Source organism: Methanoculleus frigidifontis, from assembly GCF_030464345.1.
Classification (GTDB): Archaea; Halobacteriota; Methanomicrobia; order Methanomicrobiales; family Methanoculleaceae; genus Methanoculleus_A; species Methanoculleus_A frigidifontis.
Map to the genome: position 1 here is coordinate 20,964 of NZ_VCYH01000013.1, position 18,158 is coordinate 39,121.

Sequence of the window (18,158 nt, forward strand, 5' to 3'; positions counted from 1 at the left end):
GAGTGCCTATCGAACCAATTGGTATTCAATCAGCAGACAGATAAATCTTATTTTCAGGAGATTTCGTAGGTCGACATCTATCAAAGTTTGGTTATAATACCGCACACATACAATTCTTCAAAATGGCATCCCGGTTCGGGACTGGCGCTCGTATCACGAACCGGACGGCTGTACCACAAGAATCATATAGCATTTTGAAAAAATCTCCGCGAACCACCCGGGGAATTTATGCTCACTAGGGGTTCGCAGAGTCACGCAACTAATAAACCCTCCGGATCATACCCTTCCTTTGCACCGAAATGTTCGACCCGGTTCTTCCAATTTTTTCCTAGGTAATAGAACCGGAGACTATCCTTCTCTTCATCGATCAATCCACATAGAGAATGTTTAAGCTTTGCAAACTGGGCAGGATCGACAAGACACTCAAAAACAGAGTTCTGCACCCGCTGTCCGTAGTTTACGCACTCCTTCGCAACTCTGCGAAGTCTTTTCCTCCCCTCCGGGGTTTCCGTATTGACATCATATGTGACCAGAACCATCATCACAAACACCTCAATTCATAAAGAACGGCGGATAGCCGTCGATATCTCCCCGCAGGAAACGAGCCATCAGCATTGCCTGCACATACGGAAGCAGCCCGACGGGTATCTTCTCGTTCAGGTACGGATGCGTAATTGTATCCTGCTTGCGTTTCTGCCAGGCCCCAATGATCTCTTTCCGTCCGGTTTCAGTCAGGATAACCCCCCCGTTCTCCTTTTTCAGAAAGTCGTCCCTATCGATCTGCTTCAGGTTTACAAGGTTTAGTGCAAGGCGGTCGGCCATAAATGGCCGCAGCTCTTCCATCATATCGAGTGCCAGACTTGCCCGTCCGGGCCGGTCGGTGTGGAAGAACCCGACATACGGGTCGAGCCCGACCGTTTCCAGAGCAGACTCGACGTCGTGAGCAAGGAGCGTGTACAAAAAGGAGAGCTGCGCGTTCATGTTGTCCAGCGGCGGCCTCCGGTTCCGCTCTTCTAAGTAAAAGTCGTCCTTCTGTTTGAGGATCAGCTCGTCAAGGGTGACAAAATAGAACTTTGCGCAGTTCCCTTCGATTCCCCGGAGCGTATCGGCGGAGTCACAACCCTCGATCTTCAGCAGGTTCTCGATCAGCAGAGCATCCACCGCTCGCACCCTGCCACTGTCAATAACAGCTGCGTGATCGCGGAGCCCTCGTCCGAGAACCGTCCGGCAGTTTACGATCTTGCCGATAATGAAGGACTTTGCAATCTCCAACGATTCTTGAGGATTATCCGCTTTCCGATACTGCGTCCGCCGCAGCAGCACGTTGCCTCTGACCCGCCCGTTCACCCGCGCCAGGAACTTCCCGGATGGCGTTAAAAACGATAGACCAACATTGTTATCTGAACAGAGCCGCATCAGATGCGGGCTCGCCCCCATGTAACCGAAGCAGACGATGCCCTCGAGGTTGTGGACGGGAATCCGGAACTTTTCCTCGCCGTCGACCCTGACAACGACGTTCTCACCGTCGCGGGTAAGGTACGACTCCGGGGTGGTCACGTATAACGTGTTCAGCAGTTTTCTCATGCGGTGCGTCCTGATGGAAGGGATGCGTATACGGGACGTTGCTGGAGTAACCCCTCAACGCTCAAACATCCTCAACACAGGCCTCCGTCATGTGTTTCCGCACGTACCTGCGGACGGAAGGACTTTTCTTCGTCAGTTTCGGCATACAGATGTTCTGAAGAGAACAGAGGCTGCAGTTCCGGGAGGTCTCGGCAGGAGGCGTGATCCCCTTCGCAAAGATATCATGCATCTCGTCCGATAATGAGTAGACCCGGTCTCTCAGTTCGTCGGAGAACCGAAGCGGCACCCGTCTCCGGATCTCGTTGTAGTAGAAATCGCCCCGGCCCACATGGATATCAAACATCTCCTCGATGCAGATTGCCTGGGCGCAGAGCTGAACCTCGTCACGTTCGTCGATCTTCGGTTTCCCCCGTTTGTACTCTACCGGCCGCATCATCCAGGACCCTTCATGACCCGGAAGGGATACGCCGTTTTCGGATCGGATATACTCGATGATATCCGCCACACCGTAGAAACCGAGAGAATACGAGACAAGGGGGAACGCCCGCGATATGACAACGTCGCCGCGGCTCTCAATGAAGAACGGGTCATCCACCCGTTTGTGGATCAGGTGGCCTTCTGCCGTCCGGAGATTCTCCTCCCACTGGCGCTCGACGTGGATCAGCGCCCACTGCCGCCTGCAAAAGCAGAAGTGCTGGATGCCCGACAGAGCAAGCAGCTCTTCGTCGGTATACCGCGCCGCACTCATAACTTTTCGATAACCTCAACGCCGCTGGGCACGTCTTTGGCGACAGTGACCTCGTAATCCCCGAATGAACGCGGAGGCAGATCCCCGGAGATGCGTTCTACCGTGACCTTGTCAAACAGGACATGGGACTGGCAGCACCCGAGCGGCGTGTCGTGCCTGAAGATGACGAGCTTCCGGGCGGAGAGTTTGCCCCGCGATGCCGAGTGGTCGTGCTCGAACATATTGACAAGGCCGTCCCAGAAGAGGTCGAGATCTTCCTCGGAGAAACCCGTCGTCTTCTGAGCCAGGTGTGCGGAGATGTAGCCCTCGGCGCGGTACAGTGCGTACGGGACGATCTGCTTCTTCCCCATCGTCTGCCCTTTCTCACGGTCTCGCTCATTGGCGACTGCCTGGCGGGTGATGGTGATCTCCTGCTGGAAGATCGGATCGATGCTGCGGGCGAAATTGAGCTGCACCGGGCCGCGGACCTGGCCGCAGTTCACCTCTGTCGTCATCACGGCACCGAACGTCCGGATATCGAAGAAGTTGTTGCACATAAACTTGGTCAGCTCGCCGTCCTTCGGCTTTTTGCTGTCGGGGTCGATGCCGAGATAGTCATACGCCTTCTTGTGCTGCTCGTTGAGAACCACGCCGGATTTGACGTAGATGTCATAGCCGGGAACGTCGCCTTTCACCAGCTCGACGTAGTCCCGCACTTTCCGCTTGAGGCAGACGTCGGTGACGATACCGTGGCCGGTCTGTGGGTCGACCCGCGGCATGTTCCCCATATCGGGATCGCCATTCGGGTTCCCGTTCTCAACATCGAACAACAGTACAAACTCATATCGGTTTTTGATGGGTTCACTCATAATCACTCACCCTCGCCTGCAACTTCCTCTTTCTTCTTGTAGAACGCCTTTCGCTGGTGGTAATAGCCGAGCATGAACATGCCCTGCTCCTCCAGGTTCAGGTACGCCGGGAACTCGTCCACGCCTGCCAGCGTTTCTTCGACATCCTGCGTCGTCTTGAATCCCCAGTCTGACTTGGCTATGTGGTGCTGTGCAAGTTTCAGCAGAACAGGGAAGACCACCGCCGGCGTCGTCGACGCACTGCTGAAGTACTTGCTGTTGATCGTGCTCTTCATCTCACGGTTCGTATCCGTCTGCGCCTTCTCGAGCACTGCGAACAATCTTCCAAGGCGATACGGCACATTCGGGTTTTCTTCGTTTAAACTCACGGTAATCATCTCCTCCTGTAAATTCGTCAGGCCGGCTCTCGCAAGCCGGAGCAGGTAGGCTTTGATGAAGCCAGCCCTGACAGCGTTCACCGACCGCTCAACCTTCGCCCGGTTGATCATCGCGGTGTACATCTGAACCGGATACGGCGTGCCGTTCAGGATCGACCGCAAGAGAAGGCCACCGAGGAGTGGGGAGGCGGCCTTGTTATCGGAACCCGCTGCAACGGTTTGCTCCAGCAGGCGATACATCGACACGTATCGCGGATCGTAGTCACCCCTGACGATCTCCATATCCAGGTGATGGCGTGCAGCCCGCTCGATGAAGTTGCCAAAACTGCCAACGTGCCAGAAGCGCACTGCAAGCCTTGCGTTGTTCGGAGCAAGGCCGAGCATATAGAAATTTGTTTCCGGATCCGCCCCGACATCCTCGGTGTGGATCTTCCGTCCTTTTCTGACCTTCTCGAGGATCCCTCCGATCAGTTCGATCTTCCGCCAGTCCTGCACCCTCTCCGGATCAGTGGGATCTTTGCTGCTATCCCTGTCAACAGTCTCCGGGGGAGCGAAGAAGAGACTTGCAAGGTTCTCACAGGCGGTGCCGCTCGTCTCCGCCCAGTACACCACCGTTGTATCGGCTATTCTCTGCCGGTACTCCGTGTGTGCAAGGAGATAGTTCAGGGCGGTGGTGTATTTGAACATCGCCGATTCGCTAATAGGGGCATTAAAGCTCTGCTTTTTCCCGTAGGAGCAGAATGAGTCGTCGTTGAAACTGACGAGCGACGCACCGGACATTTGAGCACCGGCAACGCCCTTGAGGTTCTGGTGGATACGGGCTACTGCACCCACCTTCCCGGTCACGAGGCACTGGGCGGCAACGGCGGCGCTACTTTCATTGTTTCCGCAATAGTGTTCCCACGCACCCTTCACAGAAGGTTTCCTGTGCAGGAAGACTCCGTCACACTCAAAAACACAACTCCCACCGGCGAGAAGGTCATCCAGGTACTCCGCTATCTTCGGATGCCTGCAGAACTCCTCAGGTTTCCAGGAATCTAAGAACGTGAATAGTGCCCGGACTCCTGGGTCATCGAGGGTGTCGAACACCTCATGCTGGCGCATTTTGAAGGCCTCAAAGCAGTCCCGCGAACGCTGGTGGACTACCACGACCTCTTTTTCGTTCTCGGCGAGTATCGTGTAATCGGGAGAATTACCCTTACCTGAAGGTTTCAGAAACTTCTTCTCGAAATCACCTCTTTTGAACTTCTCAACGCCAAAGACGTACTTTGCGTTGTCGCAGAGGACGTATGGTACTATGCTCACCGCACGGGATGTCTGCAGAGGCACGTCCATAACCTTGGGACGCGGTTTCTTGTCATCGCTCCTGAGATCGACGATGTACGACAACTCGCCCCCGGGACCGAGAACCAACCCAAACGATACTTTCGCACTGCTGTAGCCCGGCCGGGCGATTGCTGCATCCTCATCACCTGCCAGGATGTCGTAGTAGCGGCAGAGGGACTGGATGATCATGAAACGCCCCCGAAGCCGAGGCACCGCTGCACATCGATGACACCGTCCACCATGACCGCCCTGTAGAAGATGGCTTTCATCTCGTCGGCAAAATCGATGTCGTAGAGCATAAACCCGAGGTCTTTCTCTCCGGTGCAGCAGGACGCCGGCATCTCCCCTTCAACAAGCTCGAACTGAACCGGAAACTCGCGGCAACCGAAATAGGGGTGGTGGAAACACTGCCCCTTTCTCATCCTGCGGAGTGCAATATTGTAGTGCTTCTCGACGGTGTCTTCCGGGCCTGCCTCGCCGGTTAACTCGAAGTGCGCCTCGATGCCGTAACAGACGTCACGCAGCACCAGAGAAGCCCGTTGAACAGCATCTTCTGCCGGATCCTGAAAGAGTGTTACATCGCCTCCGCGGAGTGCGGTTTTTACTTTCCCTGCAGGGATCTTCCCCGACCGTTCGTTCCTCCGGATGTTATCGAACTTTATCGGGTTCAAAACGTGAATCCTGTCGATCTTCCAGCAGATCGCAGGTTTCCAGTGGATCGCCTCGAGAATACCCCGTGCTGCCGACGGGGTCATCACATCGTAGCTCACCCGCTCCGTCTTCATCTCGGGCCGCGTGAAACAGGCGTAATCACCCCAGACCTTCAGTCGTATTCCGTATCCTATCGTTGTCACCTCCCTAAATAATCAGTAGTGACCCCTCCCCTCCATTATCTTTTCTGTTTATAAGGCCGGTTTCCTCCGAGTATTTGTTGATATCGTTCAGCACGTAGAATCTATCGCCAAAAAGGTCGATCCCATTTGCGCGTTCAAGATCTTTGAACTCGTTGGGGTAGATGGCGATCGTATACCCCTGCAGGCGCCGTGCATACCTCCACGGGGTCTCGCTGGTTCGGAGTTCATCGAGGAGCGAGCGGGCATTGTCATCGTAGGGGATGACAATGTCCTTTGTGCCTTGGTCGATGATGCTGAACTTCCAGCCGACATCTTCGAACGGAAATGCAAGACTGCCACAATTCTTCTCAAATAGCGGCAGTATCTCTTTCCGGTCGAGCCCCCCGTCTCCCTTGTAAGAGTAGAGTTTCTGAAAGTAGTCCTCAACGGCCGGGAGGGAGAGCGGGTCGTCGTGCCCGTCCAGAACCATCCTGCCGATCTCCGCCGTAAGGCGTTGCCAGCTGGTAGCCTGACCATAGTGCTCGGTCGACCGGAAGACGCAGACCTCTCCCCGCTCGGCCTTCCCTTCGCGGTTGCACCGCCCGGCGGCCTGGGCGATCGAGTCGATGCCGGCTGCCGCCCGGTAGACAACGGGGAAGTCGATATCCACGCCGGCCTCGATCAGCTGCGTCGAGACGACCCGGCAGTCGGCACCCTCTTTCAGCAGATCCTTAATCTCTTGCAGGTGCTTTCTCCGGTGGACGGGACACATCCGGGCACTCAGATGATAGCAGGTGCCGTGCTCCGCGAGTGCATCGTGCAGGTGCTGTGCATGTTTTCGGGTATTGACGATGCACAGAACCTGCTTATGCTCTTGCAGCCTCGCAGAGAGCTCTTCGTCGCTCAGCGATCCAAGATCGTTCACGTTCACCCGCCGAAACGCTTCGTAAAGGTTCGCAGGCGAGCGCATGATCTCGGTCGGCCGAAGACTCTCGTCCAGAAGATCCCCAATCTTCGGCTGGGTTGCCGTACAGATGACAACTGTTGAGCCATAATTTTGAACAAGCTCGGAGAGCGCCTGGAGACAGGGTTTCAGGTAGTCCGTCGGCAGCATCTGGGCTTCATCGAGTATGATCACACTCCCGGCAAGGTTATGGATCTTCCGGCACCGTGACCGTTTGTTTGCGAAGAGCGATTCAAAGAACTGGACGTTTGTCGTCACGACGATCGGCATATCCCAGTTCTCGGCCGAGAGTTTGAGGAGGTGATCCAGCGAATCAAAGTCGTCAGAGGGCAGAGTTTTCGGATCGAAGTTGCTGTGGTGCTCCAGTACGTTCCGCCCCCCGAAGACGTCCCTGAATTTTGCGGCATTCTGCTCGATGATGCTCGTGTAGGGTATGACGTAGAAGATTCGCTTCAAGCCATGCTGCTTGAGGTGTTCAAGAGCAAACGCCATGGACGAGAGTGTCTTCCCACCGCCGGTCGGGACGGTCAGGGTAAACATCTGCGGCGGGAGTGCTGCCATCTCTCTGCACTGTTCATAGATCTCTCTCCGCCGCCTATTGATCGGAGTATCATCGGCGCTCGAGAGGAATCCGGCCATGTAGTCATCGAATTTCCGGGAGAGGAGTTCGAGCGATTCATACCGGCCCCTGATAGAGGAGGCATTGGGATCGGTAAACGCCTCAGTGTCGAGGGAGTCGGCATCGACAAGGCATGAGTAGAGCATCCGGGTGAAGAAAGCTATCGAAAAACCCAATCGGTTCCGGACGGGCTGGAATCTCGGGCGGAACCCCGTGAGATCGGGGGGCGCTATCTCATCCCGGTATGCCGAATAATCCGGGAGGAATTTGTTGCCCAGACGCTCTTCAAGTCCGCTCTCGCTGGTTCCGTAATCCAAGAGACCGCCGTGATGCCCGGTGATGATATACTCGAGAACGCGGCTCAGGTGCCTGGGATACAGCGCTCGCGCTTCCCGTGCACCGGCGGTCGAGTGATCGACCCGGATGGCAGCACCCTCAAGGCGGCGCTGGAACTCGGGCGAATACTTTCCGATGTCGTGCAGCAGGCCTCCGGCATAGGCAAGCTCACCGGCGTTAAAATCGCCTGCGAATGTCGATGCAATATCGGCTACGTTTTGTAGATGTTCTTGGAGGGTTTGCCAGTCATGCTTCCCGGGATCGTCCGTAGAATGGGCATAATACATAGAGATTTCACAGATCTAACAATTCGATGAAGGGATGATAAATGTGGCCATTTCGTATTTGACCACATGCTAGAGGTTTCCTGCAGAAAGACGATCTGAAGCCTGGTGACGAACGGTTACATAGGGGTTCACTCACTGGAACCGGGCAGTCCGGCTCTCTGACAACCGGCTCATCTGCCATACCGGCCAGACGCCAAAACCATGATATGGCAGTGCGATGAGAGTATAGTTAGACTCTCCGGCCACCTGGAGACTTTCGACAGATACGGCGACCCGGGGTGGAGGGGTGCTTCCTTCCGGGGCAGTAAGAGAAAGAGAGTTCCCCACGTACGTGGGGATGAACCGGTAACGGCCGAAGGCTGGCTCATACTCGAAGAGAGTTCCCCACACGTGTGGGGATCAACCGAAGGTCATCGTGTTCTGTTGCTGCTGCGACCTGAGCTCCCCACCATGTGGGAATGAACCGTCCAGTACCTCGTCCAGTGTCCCCTCACCGGTGAGTTCCCCACCCCGTGGGGATCACCACATCTTCTCCCAGAAACCCGTCTTCTTCAGCGCAAAGAAACACCGCATGCAGGCCTCCGCATCGCCGGCCGCCCGGTGAACCTCCGCATACGGAACGCCGAAGAGCGTCCGGTGAAGTTCGGCAAGCGTCGGCCACTTGTACCCGTTCCCTCGCCGGATCCCGCAGAGCGACGCCGTCGTCTCCATCGTGCAGACGCCGGGCAGCGCGGCGAGCGGGTCCTGAACGCCGGTGCACCTGCACTCACCCGCGATGACGGCGCGGTCGAACCTGAGGTTGTGTGCGACGACCGTCAATCGCGCACCCGCAGCCAGGGCAAGAGCGTCGAGCGCATCCCGGAGCGGCACACCGGCCTGCCGGGCGTGGGCGGTGGTGATCCCATGAACCCGGGCGGCGCTTGCCGGGATCAGAAACCCATCCGGGCGGACGATCCGGCCGCCTCTCTCCACAACCTCTCCCGTGCCGTCGCAGACCAGCCAGGCAACCTCGACGAGGCGGGGCGGCGGGCTGCCCGCCCGGAACATTCCGGTCGTCTCCGTATCGAGGAACAGGTACTCCGGGGCGTTCCCGGAAAATTCCGGCACCATAGCGTGAGAAACGACGACCGGAACGATATACCTTTTCACATGGCGGAACCGCGCGCAGGGAGCAATGAAGAGCGGAATCCCCCGCGCCTCTCTCAAAGATACCGGGCAGAATCGTCAGGGTCGGTCCGCGCCGGTTTCGGAACACCGCGGTGCGAGCCGGCCTCGCGTTCGCTCTGCGACGGGACGGCCTCTGTCAGGGCCGACCGCCTGCCGGACACGGCGCCGCTTTTCAGGGATGGAAAGACCCGCCCGGGCGTGCAGCAGTAACCTGCCGGCAGGGCGCCGGGGAATGCTTTATCACCAGAAGAGCGCAAGACTCAGCTGACCTGCAGAGCCCTGGTTCCATCACGTGCCCGCCTTGTCTGCCGAAATAAACAGGGGCAGCCGTCTTCCTGCACACTATGCCTGCGCACACACCATCCCCGGTCTCCACGCCGCGCCGGTACCGCCGCACGCCGGCCGTAGAGATGCATCTCTTTTTGGGAGGATAGCCGTGAACAGAGAACTCCGGTCTACCAGCATGGCTCTGGCGCTTGGAAAGGTCGCCGCGATCACGCTCCTCTTAATGAGCCTCTTTCAGTTCGGCAAGACGTTCTTCTACCCGGACATCTCCATCATGGAGACGCATATCACGACCGTGGCGTTCACGACGCTCCTGGCCGTCTCCGCCGCGTTCTTCGTCTTCCGCAGCCAGCAGAAACTCCTCACCGCGATGACGATCGAGGTGCGCGAACGAAAAGCGGCGGAAGAGGCGCTCAAACGGCATACCGACGAGCTCGCCCGGCTTCACCGCGAACTCGAGGAGGCGCACCGGGAGTCGAACCTCTACCTCGACATCCTGACGCACGATATCCGCAACACCGAGAACGTCTCGAACCTGTATGCCGAGCTCCTGATCGACGCCGTCGACGGCGATGCGGCAGGATACGTAGAAAAGCTGCAGCGCAGCATCCAAAAGAGCATCGAGATCCTGGGCACGGTCTCCACCATCCGCCGGATCCATCAGGCGTCCTCCGGGCTCAAAGCGGTGGATCTCAGCGGCGTGATCCGGCGGGAGATCGAGCAGTTTCCCGACACCGCCATCCGGTACGACGGCTCTTCCTGCCGGGTGTACGCCGACGACCTCCTCTCCGAAGTCTTTGCAAACCTCATCGGCAACGCCGTCAAATACGGCGGAACGGACGTCGGGATCACCATCCGGGTCGGCGAAGAAGACGGCGAGGCGCTGGTCTCGGTCGAGGACACCGGGCCGGGCATCCCGGACGCCGACAAGCAGGCGATCTTCCACCGCTACGAACAGAAGCGGCGGGGCGTCGGCGAAGGCCTCGGGCTGTACCTGGTGCAGATCCTGGTGGAGCGCTACGGCGGCCGCATCTGGGCCGACGATCGGGCGTGCGGCCGGCCGGAAGAAGGGGCGGCGTTCCGGTTCACCCTCCGGCAGGCCCGGCCGGAACCCGGGGAGAAGGGAGACCGGCAGACCGAAACCTGAAGGGACGGCGCCGGCGAAGCGTGCGGTCCGCAGGAAAATGGCCGGCACCAATCCCGCCGGAAGCGCCCGCCAAAAAAAACGCGCGATTGTCATTGCAGCTGTATGCCGATCGGCTTTTTCCTCCCGGAGCGGGCGGATCTCACCGCGACACAGATCGATGGAGAGCGCCCACCGCTACACCCGTCCACCCAATGGAATGCTAATCATTATGTAGTCTCAGTGCACGCGGAGGGGATCGTCAACGGAGGTCGAGAACAATGGCAAAGGCAACGTTTAAGACAAATCCGGCTACGGTAGAGAAGTATCTCTCCGGCGTCGATTATCCTGCAAGCAGGAAAGACCTGCTCAGTCGGGCGAAGAAGAACAACGCTAGCAAGGATATCATCGACACCATCAGCAATCTTCCGGACACGACGTTCAACTCGCCGATCGACATCAGCAAGGCGATGAGCAAGGGGCATGTCGAGTCCACCGGGGCATCCCGGGGTGAAGATATCGGCCTCGCGGCCGCATCGGAGGAGACACGCGAACGCGTGGCACGGGCCGGCGGCGAGGCGCCCCACGAGAAGCGCGGCCTACAGGCGGCATCCCAGGAGACCCGCGAACGCGTAGCACACGCAGGCGGCGCGGCGCCGCACGAGGAGCGGGGTCTGCAGGCGGCATCCCAGGAGACCCGCGAACGGGTCAGCCACATGGGCGGCGAGGCGGCGGTGAGCACCAAAACCGCCGTCAGTGCGGCCGAGGTGCAGAAGTTCCTCAAGGGCATGGACTACCCGGCCGGCAAACAGGACGTCATCAGCCAGGCAAAGAAGAACAAAGCACCCGATGACGTCATCGACGTCCTGAACAGGATGCAGGATCGGCAGTTCACCAGCGCGGCCGATCTGAGCAAGGCTCTCGGCGACGTGATGTAACCACAACCCCACCACTGTTTTTTGACCGAGTGCTCCTCCACCACGGCCCCGCCCTCTGCCGGCCGGGCACGCTTATGTACCGGGACGACACCATGCTCCGTGAGGTGACGCGTGATGGGCATACTCATTGTATACTACTCCTGGCAGGGCCACACCGAAACCGTGGCGCGGGAACTTGCCGGGCGGATCGACGGAGAACTCGAGAAGATCGAACCCGTATCTGAGTCGGGGATGTTCGGGAAGGTCATGCGGGCGGGACTCGGGATGAAGGCCGCCATACGCCCAGCCAGAACCGACCTTACCGATGTCGACCACCTCGTCATCGCGAGCCCGGTCTGGGCGCAGAAGGTGCCGCCCTACATCACCGAGTACATCGCCGAAGTTTCGAACGCTGCGGGCAAACCGTTCTCGGTCATCGTGGAGATGAAAGGGTCGGGAGCAGAGAACGCCATTGCTATCGTCAGAAGGAAACTCGAGGAGAAAGGGATGCAGTACGTCTCCTCTGCCTACACCCTGGAGGACGACGTCGAGGCCGGCAGAATCGGCGAGAAGATCGCCGAATTCGCAGCGACGATCCACCGCGCCGCGGCCGCCGCCCCGATGCCGTAACATCACGCCAGGGGTTTGTACCAGACGTTCATGCTCTCGAAGGAGCCGCAGATGTTGGTGTTCTTCACCAGGGTTCCGGCGTAGGCGTAGCCCGCCCGGGCGAAGGTGATGTTGACCGGGTAGGACGCGGCGCGGCAGATCGTGAACGCCGTCTTCATCCCCGCATCCTGCATCGCGTTCTCCATCACCGCGAGGAGTCGGGCGGCGAAACCGTAACCGCGGAAGGCCGGATGGGTGGCGAAGTCGGTCATCTCGACGTTCTCCGCCTCCGCATCCATCTCGGATGAGGAGACCGCAACGATCCGGTCGTGCGAGCGGACACAGACGTAGCGGAAGTTCTCCTCCATCGTCCGGGCGATGTACGCGGGGTCGTGGATCGGGAACGGGTAGGTTGCAAAGACCTCACGGTACAGGCCTGCGATCGCCGGAGCGTCCGCCGGCGTCGCCGGCGAAGAGGAGAAACCCTCCGGGAGATCGGCGGGCGGATCGCAGGCGGCCTTCTTTCGTGCGGCGGCGAGCACGTCGCCGAGCCCCGCCTCGGCCAGTCTCCGGGCAGGGTCGAAGTACTTTGCCAGAAAGCAGCCGTCCTCCCGCCCCTGGAAGAACCGCGGCACGCAGGCCTCCGTGACGTAGCCGCGGGCGGCGAAGAGGCCCTGCGCCGACGCCGGAACCTTCGCAAAGATCTTCCCGTAGCCCTTCTCCTCCGCGAGGGCGTCGAGCCGGTCGGGGAGCCCGGGAAGATCGCCCGCATCGAGGTGCATCAGGTAGATGCGGTCGTTCAGCGGCCCGTGCTGCACCGTGCTGCCGCCGAGGGTCGTAACCGTATCAGTCGTCGTCGTCATGTCTCCGGTCGAACCGTTCCGTGTTCTCGGGGACCAGCGAGATAGACTCGTCGTTTGAGAGGAGGCGGGCAATGCCGACCGCTTTGGACTCGTCGGCGTCGTCGAGCTTCAGCTGCAGGCGGCAGGTGTCGCACTTCCGGTCGCAGTAGACCGGCTCGTAGGAGTCGGGCTCCTGGTAGGTCGTGATCACGCCCTCGTAGTTCCGGAGAACGACCTTGTTGGTCGACCAGGAGATGAGGTAATTGGGCATCACCGGGATCTTCCCGCCGCCGCCCGGGGCGTCGATGACGTAGGTCGGGACCGCAAACCCGCTCGTGTGGCCGATGAGATTTTCGATGATCTCGATCCCCTTCGAGACCGGCGTCCGGAAGTGGGCGAGCCCCTCGGAGAGATCGCACTGGTAGAGGTAGTAGGGCCGGACACGGTTCTGGACGAGTTTGTGCATCAGCGTCTTCATGATCCGCGGGCAGTCGTTCACCCCGGCGAGGAGCACCGACTGGTTGCCGAGCGGAATGCCGGCATCGGCGAGCCGGCGGAGCGCCTCACGCGAGGACGCGGTGATCTCCGCCGGGTGGTTGAAGTGCGTGTTCACCCAGAGGGGGTGATGCTTCTTCAGCATCGCGGTGAACTTCTCGGTGATCCGGTAGGGAAGGACAACCGGTGTCCGGGTGCCGATCCGCACCACCTCGACGTGCGGGATGTCCGCTAGCTCGGTGAGGATCCAGTCGAGCCGGCTGTCCGAGAGCATGAACGGGTCGCCGCCGGAGAGGAGAACGTCGCGGATGCAGGGGTTCTCCCGGATATACGCGATCCCTGCGAGGATCTCGGCCTCGTCCGGGATCGAGTCGACGTCGCCGACCCGGCGCTTCCGGGTGCAGTGGCGGCAGTACATGGCGCAGACGTTGCTGACCAGGAAGAGCACCCGGTCCGGGTAGCGGTGGGTGATGCAGGGCGCCGGGCTGTCGGTGTCTTCCGCGAGCGGGTCGGCCATGTCGCAGGCTTCGACCTGCAGCTCCGCAGGCTGCGGGAAGCACTGCATAAAGACGGGGTCGTTCCAGTAGTCGTCCGCGTCGATCAGGGAGAGATAGTAGGGCGTAATCCGAAGGGGGAACTTCCGGATCGTCTCTTCCAGGGCTTCGCGCTCGTCCTCCGGGAATTCGATGCCGAGCAGCCGCTCGAACGTGGAGATATCGGTGACGGCGTGCTTGACCTGCCACCGCCAGTCCTTCCACCGGTCGATCGCGGTGTCGGCATCGATCCTGTTGGCAATAGCCTGTTGATTCGGTGAAAAAATAACCATAGGTTCCTCCTCGGGTCTTACGTATATCGCCAAGAATATATAATGGGTTTGGATATCCTTTATAAAGAGCCGGATTGGCGAAACCGTTCTCCAAAGAGGCATTTTGGCACGGAGGGGCACTCACTTTCGCCCTGCACATCGTGCTCTTATCATCTCCGGCGCGGAGGTACGTGCATTATGTCCCTGCGCGAACAGAAACTCCGGAACCTGACATCGGCGGGCAGATACGACGTCTGCTCCCCGGGCGAGTGCATGCAGTACCTCACCGAAGCGCCCTGCATCACGTATGCCCCGCGCCGCGGCGGCTGCGGCCGGATGCTCCGGGTGCTGATGCACGGGGACTGCGCCTACGACTGCGCCTACTGCCCTATCCGGGTGGCACGCGAGGGGTTCTCGTTTACGCCGGCCGAACTTGCGGAGACGTTCCTCCGCCTGCACCGCGAAGGGATGGCGGACGGGCTTTTTCTGAGCTCAGGGATTGCCCGGGACGTGGATACGGTGATGCACGACATCGTGGAGACCGGCGAGCGTCTCCGGCGGGCCGGGTATGCCGGCTACCTGCACCTGAAGGTGCTGCCGGGCGCCGCCAGGTCCGACATCCGCGACGCCGCCCGGGTGGCGGACCGGATCAGCATCAACATCGAGGCACCCTCGGCGGATCGGCTCGGCAGCGTCGCCGGCGTGAAGGACTACCGGATCGACATCAAAAAGCGCCAGGACTGGGTGGCCGAGGCCATGCCGGACCGCCACACGACGCAGCTCGTCGTCGGGGTCGCCGACGAGACCGACCGGGAGATCTTTGCCTGCGTGCAGGAGCAGTACCGGCGGGTCAGGCCGACGCGGATCTACTACTCGGCCTTCCGGGCGCTTGCAGGAACGCCGCTTGCCGACCAGCCCGACACACCGGCATGGCGGGCACACCGGTGGTACCAGCTTGACCACCTCCTCCGGGAATACCGGATCGATCCGGGTGAACTCGACCGGATCTTCGATGCGGCGGGCAGCCTCGCCAACCGCGACCCGAAGGTGATCCTCGCGGAGGGGATGGGGGTCGTGGACGTCAACACCGCGTCGCGGTACGACCTTCTGCGGGTGCCGGGGATCGGGCCGGCCGGCGCCGACCGGATCCTGCGGGAGCGAAAGACACGGCACTTCGAAAGTCTCCGCGACTTAAAAGCGATCGGCATCCGGACGCGGTGGGCGGCAGGCTACCTCGCCTTCCCGCGGGAGCGGACGGTGCAGACCCTTCTACCGGTCTGACTATTTAACCCGGGGAGGCGAAGGATCTCTATGCAGATCATCGATGTGACCAGGCCCCTTGCGCCCGGCATGCCCGCCATACCCGGCGTGACGCAGCCGGTCTTCCGGCAGCGGGATACCGGGCAGTACCGTATCAGCGACGTCCTCCTCTCCACCCACGGCGGCACCCATATCGACGCCCCGGCGCACTACCTGGAAGGCGGAGCGGTCGTCGACGCCCTTCCCCTCGACCACCTCGTCGGCCCCTGCCGGGTGCTCGACCTCGGCGGGGTCGCGGGCGCGATCACGTCCGAAGACCTGGAGGGGCGGCTATGCGGCGCCCGCCGCCTTCTCCTGAAGACCGGGTACGCCATGGCCGACCCCTTCAGCCCCGATTTTGCGCACCTCGACACCGACGCCGCCCGGCTCCTCGTCCGGGAGGGTGTTGCCTGCGTCGGGATCGACACCCCGTCGATCGAGGCCATCCCGTGCGACGGGGCGGTGCACCGCGCGCTCCTGGGGAGCGGCTGCGCTATCATCGAGATGCTCGACCTTGCAGCGGCGGCGGAGGGGGAGTACACCCTGCTCGCCCTGCCGCTCCCGCTCGCCGGCCTCGACGGGTCGCCGGCGCGGGTGGTGCTCTGCAGGGAAGAGGAGTGAGGCCTTACTCCCGTGTGCCGTAGTAGCGGAAGAGGAGCCCGGTCGCCGCCCGGATGTCCGCACCTTGCGTCCGCGCTTCGCCGAGGTAGGTGTTGTAGACCTCGTCGGTGACGAGCCGCATCTGCGGCCGGAACATATCGGCGTGCATCATCAGGTCGAAGCAGCGTGCTTCGCTCTCGGTCAGGTGCAGCGGCCGGTACTCGCCGGTATGCGGCACAAACGCCGGGTTCTTCTCCCGGGGCGTCGTGAGCACCAGGTCGGCGAGCGGTGTCCTCGGGATGGGCTCGGCGCTGCTCACGAAGACGTCGTCGAGGCAGAGGGACGCGATCAGGTCTTTCGTCTTTTCGTAGTCTTTTTCGGTCTCGCCGGGGTAGCCGACGATGAAACTTCCTGCAACTTTCAGCCCGTGCTCCCGGCACGCGGCGACCGCGTCCTCCACCTGCCGCACCTTCGCGCCCTTCCCCATCAGCCGCAGAACCCGGTCGCTCCCGGACTCGACCCCGAAGAAGACCCAGCCAATGGTGTACCGCCGGATCGCCTCGAGCACCTCATCGGTGATGCAGTCGACCCGGATGTCCGGCGACGAGATGTTCCGCGGCCCCATCACCTCGGCCATCCGGGCGAGGAGCTCGACGAACGCCCCGGCGTTGACGGTGCCGTCGCGGGAGGCGTAGAGCGAGCCCGTGCCGCCGCTGACCGAGAGGCGGGTCGCCCCCATCTCCTTGAAGGCCTTCACCTCGGCGATGACGTCGTCGAGGCTGCGGCTCCGGATCGTGCGGCCGAAGAACCGGGGCACCTGGCAGAAGGTGCAGCCCCCGATGCAGCCCCGGTGCGTCTCGATGTAGGCGCTCGCTCCGCGGATGCTCTGGCTTCCGATATCGGGCGGGATGAGTGGGAGCGGCCGGTCAAGCGATGCCGGGGGCGCCGGATCGGTCACGACCACCGTATCGTCGTCACGGTATGCGATCCCGGGGAGCCCCGGCGAGACGCCCTCGTCGACGAGGCGGAGGATCGTCTCTTCCCCCTCGCCGACCACGACCGCGTCGGGCGCAAGCTCGCCGATCACCATCTCCGGCGCCGCAGAGACCGGCCCGCCAACGTAGACGACGCCGCCCGATGCCCGGTGCGTCCGCACGAGATCGCGGATAGCCGGATCGAGGAGATGCTGCGTCGAGAAGAGGCTGAGCAGCAGAACCTCGCCCGCGGACGCCTCCGCCGCCCTGCTGATGGCCACCTCGTGGCCTGCAGCACGGAGGACGCCGCCGATCAGCATGGCACCGTAGGTGTAGATGCCCGGGGAGACGATTCCAATATGCATGATAGATATCAGCGGGTCAAGGTATACAAAGGGTAACCATCCGGCGGCGTCACCGCGGAGAGAGCCCCCGCAGCCGCCGCACCTCGTCGATGCTGTGGCAGCCCCGATCGGCCCGCTCGATCAGCCGTTTCTGGTAGCCGAGGATGTCGGCGATGAGCGGTTCGGGATGCCGCGTCAGTGCCTCCTCCGCCGTCGTGCGGGCGTCACGGAGTTTCCCGGCACGCCGCAGGAGGTCGACCAGGATGGCATCGTCGCCGCCGTCCTGCGTCGCAAGCAGGTCGCCCTCGCGCCGGGCCTGCTTCATGAGCGCGGCGGCACGCTTCCGGCAGAGCCGGGCGGCGACGTCGTTTTCCTGATCGTCACAGACCCAGGCCGCGTGAATGCACGCCCATGCAGCCCGGCCGCGCTTTCCGGCATCCTCCTGGATGAGCGACCAGCAGAGGAACGTATTCGCCAGGTCCGGGAAGGTGCGGTTCCCGAGCTGCTCCCGGTAGCGGGGGAGCCGGACGGTCTCGGCCGCACCCGGGACCCGCTTCCCGACGTCGGGAGCGGCGTAGCCGCAGGCCGGGCAGCGCTGCACCCAGGCGTAGATCGTCGACCGGAGGGGGTCGGACGGCCGGGTATCGAGGTCGCGGGAACCGACCGCGCCGGCCTGCCCCGGATGTGAGAAGCGGCACTGCTCTCCGCAGACTGCACAGAAGGTCTTGAGGTATTGCTGCCGGTGCATTGATCAGGGCTGCATAGCCCGATCCAGA

Annotated in this window: 17 protein-coding genes; 5 read left to right on the forward strand and 12 right to left on the reverse strand. The window is 61.1% G+C overall.

Features of this window, described 5'->3' with window-relative positions:
- Positions 1 to 251: 251 nt before the first annotated feature.
- From cas2 to FGU65_RS14630, 8 genes are all read right to left on the reverse strand, one after another.
- Complete coding sequence (gene cas2 / locus FGU65_RS14595) at positions 252 to 542, reverse strand: CRISPR-associated endonuclease Cas2 (protein WP_301665237.1); 291 nt, start codon at positions 540 to 542, stop codon at positions 252 to 254.
- Positions 543 to 552: 10 nt separating this feature from the next.
- Positions 553 to 1,584 carry a type I-C CRISPR-associated endonuclease Cas1c gene (gene cas1c, locus FGU65_RS14600; protein ID WP_301665238.1) on the reverse strand — a complete coding sequence of 344 codons (1,032 nt, stop codon included), beginning with the start codon at positions 1,582 to 1,584 and terminating at the stop codon, positions 553 to 555.
- 61 nt (positions 1,585 to 1,645) lie between these two features.
- Entirely contained in the window at positions 1,646 to 2,332 is a 687-nt protein-coding gene (cas4, locus tag FGU65_RS14605; protein ID WP_301665239.1) for a CRISPR-associated protein Cas4, read from the reverse strand.
- On the reverse strand, positions 2,329 to 3,180 hold the full coding sequence (gene cas7c, locus FGU65_RS14610) for a type I-C CRISPR-associated protein Cas7/Csd2 (protein ID WP_301665240.1): 852 nt from the start codon (positions 3,178 to 3,180) through the stop codon (positions 2,329 to 2,331). Before cas7c ends, cas4 begins: the two co-directional genes overlap by 4 nt.
- A gap of 2 nt (positions 3,181 to 3,182) precedes the next feature.
- The gene (cas8c, locus tag FGU65_RS14615; RefSeq protein WP_301665241.1) at positions 3,183 to 5,072 is read right to left on the reverse strand and encodes a type I-C CRISPR-associated protein Cas8c/Csd1; all 1,890 of its coding nucleotides are present in this window, start codon (positions 5,070 to 5,072) and stop codon (positions 3,183 to 3,185) included.
- Positions 5,069 to 5,737 carry a type I-C CRISPR-associated protein Cas5c gene (gene cas5c / locus FGU65_RS14620; protein ID WP_301665242.1) on the reverse strand — a complete coding sequence of 223 codons (669 nt, stop codon included), beginning with the start codon at positions 5,735 to 5,737 and terminating at the stop codon, positions 5,069 to 5,071. Before cas5c ends, cas8c begins: the two co-directional genes overlap by 4 nt.
- Before the next feature lie 4 nt (positions 5,738 to 5,741).
- Positions 5,742 to 7,922, reverse strand: a complete 2,181-nt coding sequence (cas3, locus tag FGU65_RS14625) for a CRISPR-associated helicase Cas3' (RefSeq protein WP_301665243.1) — start codon at positions 7,920 to 7,922, stop codon at positions 5,742 to 5,744.
- Positions 7,923 to 8,441: 519 nt separating this feature from the next.
- Positions 8,442 to 9,032 (reverse strand): 3'-5' exonuclease, encoded by a 591-nt coding sequence (locus FGU65_RS14630; RefSeq protein ID WP_301665244.1) that lies wholly within the window; start codon positions 9,030 to 9,032, stop codon positions 8,442 to 8,444.
- 493 nt (positions 9,033 to 9,525) lie between these two features.
- On the opposite strand from FGU65_RS14630, the gene FGU65_RS14635 reads away from it, so the two are divergent.
- The 3 genes from FGU65_RS14635 to FGU65_RS14645 all read left to right on the forward strand — a co-directional run bounded on the left by FGU65_RS14635 (position 9,526) and on the right by FGU65_RS14645 (position 12,044).
- Complete coding sequence (locus FGU65_RS14635; protein ID WP_301665245.1) at positions 9,526 to 10,521, forward strand: sensor histidine kinase; 996 nt, start codon at positions 9,526 to 9,528, stop codon at positions 10,519 to 10,521.
- A gap of 257 nt (positions 10,522 to 10,778) precedes the next feature.
- Entirely contained in the window at positions 10,779 to 11,435 is a 657-nt protein-coding gene (locus FGU65_RS14640; protein WP_301665246.1) for a DUF2795 domain-containing protein, read from the forward strand.
- 114 nt (positions 11,436 to 11,549) lie between these two features.
- On the forward strand, positions 11,550 to 12,044 hold the full coding sequence (locus FGU65_RS14645; RefSeq protein ID WP_301665247.1) for a flavodoxin family protein: 495 nt from the start codon (positions 11,550 to 11,552) through the stop codon (positions 12,042 to 12,044).
- 2 nt (positions 12,045 to 12,046) lie between these two features.
- Here FGU65_RS14645 and ablB read toward each other — a convergent pair whose 3' ends face one another.
- Both ablB and kamA read right to left on the reverse strand, forming a co-directional pair.
- Positions 12,047 to 12,886 carry a putative beta-lysine N-acetyltransferase gene (gene ablB / locus FGU65_RS14650; RefSeq protein WP_301665248.1) on the reverse strand — a complete coding sequence of 280 codons (840 nt, stop codon included), beginning with the start codon at positions 12,884 to 12,886 and terminating at the stop codon, positions 12,047 to 12,049.
- Positions 12,870 to 14,186 carry a lysine 2,3-aminomutase gene (gene kamA, locus FGU65_RS14655; protein WP_301665249.1) on the reverse strand — a complete coding sequence of 439 codons (1,317 nt, stop codon included), beginning with the start codon at positions 14,184 to 14,186 and terminating at the stop codon, positions 12,870 to 12,872. Before kamA ends, ablB begins: the two co-directional genes overlap by 17 nt.
- A 177-nt stretch (positions 14,187 to 14,363) precedes the next feature.
- On the opposite strand from kamA, the gene FGU65_RS14660 reads away from it, so the two are divergent.
- Both FGU65_RS14660 and FGU65_RS14665 read left to right on the forward strand, forming a co-directional pair.
- The gene (locus tag FGU65_RS14660) at positions 14,364 to 15,446 is read left to right on the forward strand and encodes a helix-hairpin-helix domain-containing protein (RefSeq protein WP_301665250.1); all 1,083 of its coding nucleotides are present in this window, start codon (positions 14,364 to 14,366) and stop codon (positions 15,444 to 15,446) included.
- A gap of 30 nt (positions 15,447 to 15,476) precedes the next feature.
- Positions 15,477 to 16,085, forward strand: a complete 609-nt coding sequence (locus FGU65_RS14665) for a cyclase family protein (protein WP_301665251.1) — start codon at positions 15,477 to 15,479, stop codon at positions 16,083 to 16,085.
- A gap of 4 nt (positions 16,086 to 16,089) precedes the next feature.
- Here FGU65_RS14665 and FGU65_RS14670 read toward each other — a convergent pair whose 3' ends face one another.
- On the reverse strand, positions 16,090 to 17,403 hold the full coding sequence (locus FGU65_RS14670) for a methyl-coenzyme M reductase glutamine C-methyltransferase (protein WP_301665252.1): 1,314 nt from the start codon (positions 17,401 to 17,403) through the stop codon (positions 16,090 to 16,092).
- Positions 17,404 to 17,452: 49 nt separating this feature from the next.
- Positions 17,453 to 18,130, reverse strand: coding sequence for a hypothetical protein (locus FGU65_RS14675; RefSeq protein WP_301665253.1), 678 nt, complete (start codon positions 18,128 to 18,130; stop codon positions 17,453 to 17,455).
- Positions 18,131 to 18,158 lie beyond the last annotated feature (28 nt).

What these genes read in the sequence shown, in the direction of transcription:
- cas2 (WP_301665237.1), bottom strand. Translation starts at nt 542, where the DNA reads ATGATGGTTCTGGTCACATATGATGTCAATACGGAAACCCCGGAGGGG.
- cas1c (WP_301665238.1), bottom strand. Translation starts at nt 1,584, where the DNA reads ATGAGAAAACTGCTGAACACGTTATACGTGACCACCCCGGAGTCGTAC.
- cas4 (WP_301665239.1), bottom strand. Translation starts at nt 2,332, where the DNA reads ATGAGTGCGGCGCGGTATACCGACGAAGAGCTGCTTGCTCTGTCGGGC.
- cas7c (WP_301665240.1), bottom strand. Translation starts at nt 3,180, where the DNA reads ATGAGTGAACCCATCAAAAACCGATATGAGTTTGTACTGTTGTTCGAT.
- cas8c (WP_301665241.1), bottom strand. Translation starts at nt 5,072, where the DNA reads ATGATCATCCAGTCCCTCTGCCGCTACTACGACATCCTGGCAGGTGAT.
- cas3 (WP_301665243.1), bottom strand. Translation starts at nt 7,922, where the DNA reads ATGTATTATGCCCATTCTACGGACGATCCCGGGAAGCATGACTGGCAA.
- FGU65_RS14630 (WP_301665244.1), bottom strand. Translation starts at nt 9,032, where the DNA reads ATGGTGCCGGAATTTTCCGGGAACGCCCCGGAGTACCTGTTCCTCGAT.
- FGU65_RS14640 (WP_301665246.1), top strand. Translation starts at nt 10,779, where the DNA reads ATGGCAAAGGCAACGTTTAAGACAAATCCGGCTACGGTAGAGAAGTAT.
- FGU65_RS14645 (WP_301665247.1), top strand. Translation starts at nt 11,550, where the DNA reads ATGGGCATACTCATTGTATACTACTCCTGGCAGGGCCACACCGAAACC.
- ablB (WP_301665248.1), bottom strand. Translation starts at nt 12,886, where the DNA reads ATGACGACGACGACTGATACGGTTACGACCCTCGGCGGCAGCACGGTG.
- kamA (WP_301665249.1), bottom strand. Translation starts at nt 14,186, where the DNA reads ATGGTTATTTTTTCACCGAATCAACAGGCTATTGCCAACAGGATCGAT.
- FGU65_RS14660 (WP_301665250.1), top strand. Translation starts at nt 14,364, where the DNA reads ATGTCCCTGCGCGAACAGAAACTCCGGAACCTGACATCGGCGGGCAGA.
- FGU65_RS14665 (WP_301665251.1), top strand. Translation starts at nt 15,477, where the DNA reads ATGCAGATCATCGATGTGACCAGGCCCCTTGCGCCCGGCATGCCCGCC.
- FGU65_RS14670 (WP_301665252.1), bottom strand. Translation starts at nt 17,403, where the DNA reads ATGCATATTGGAATCGTCTCCCCGGGCATCTACACCTACGGTGCCATG.
- FGU65_RS14675 (WP_301665253.1), bottom strand. Translation starts at nt 18,130, where the DNA reads ATGCACCGGCAGCAATACCTCAAGACCTTCTGTGCAGTCTGCGGAGAG.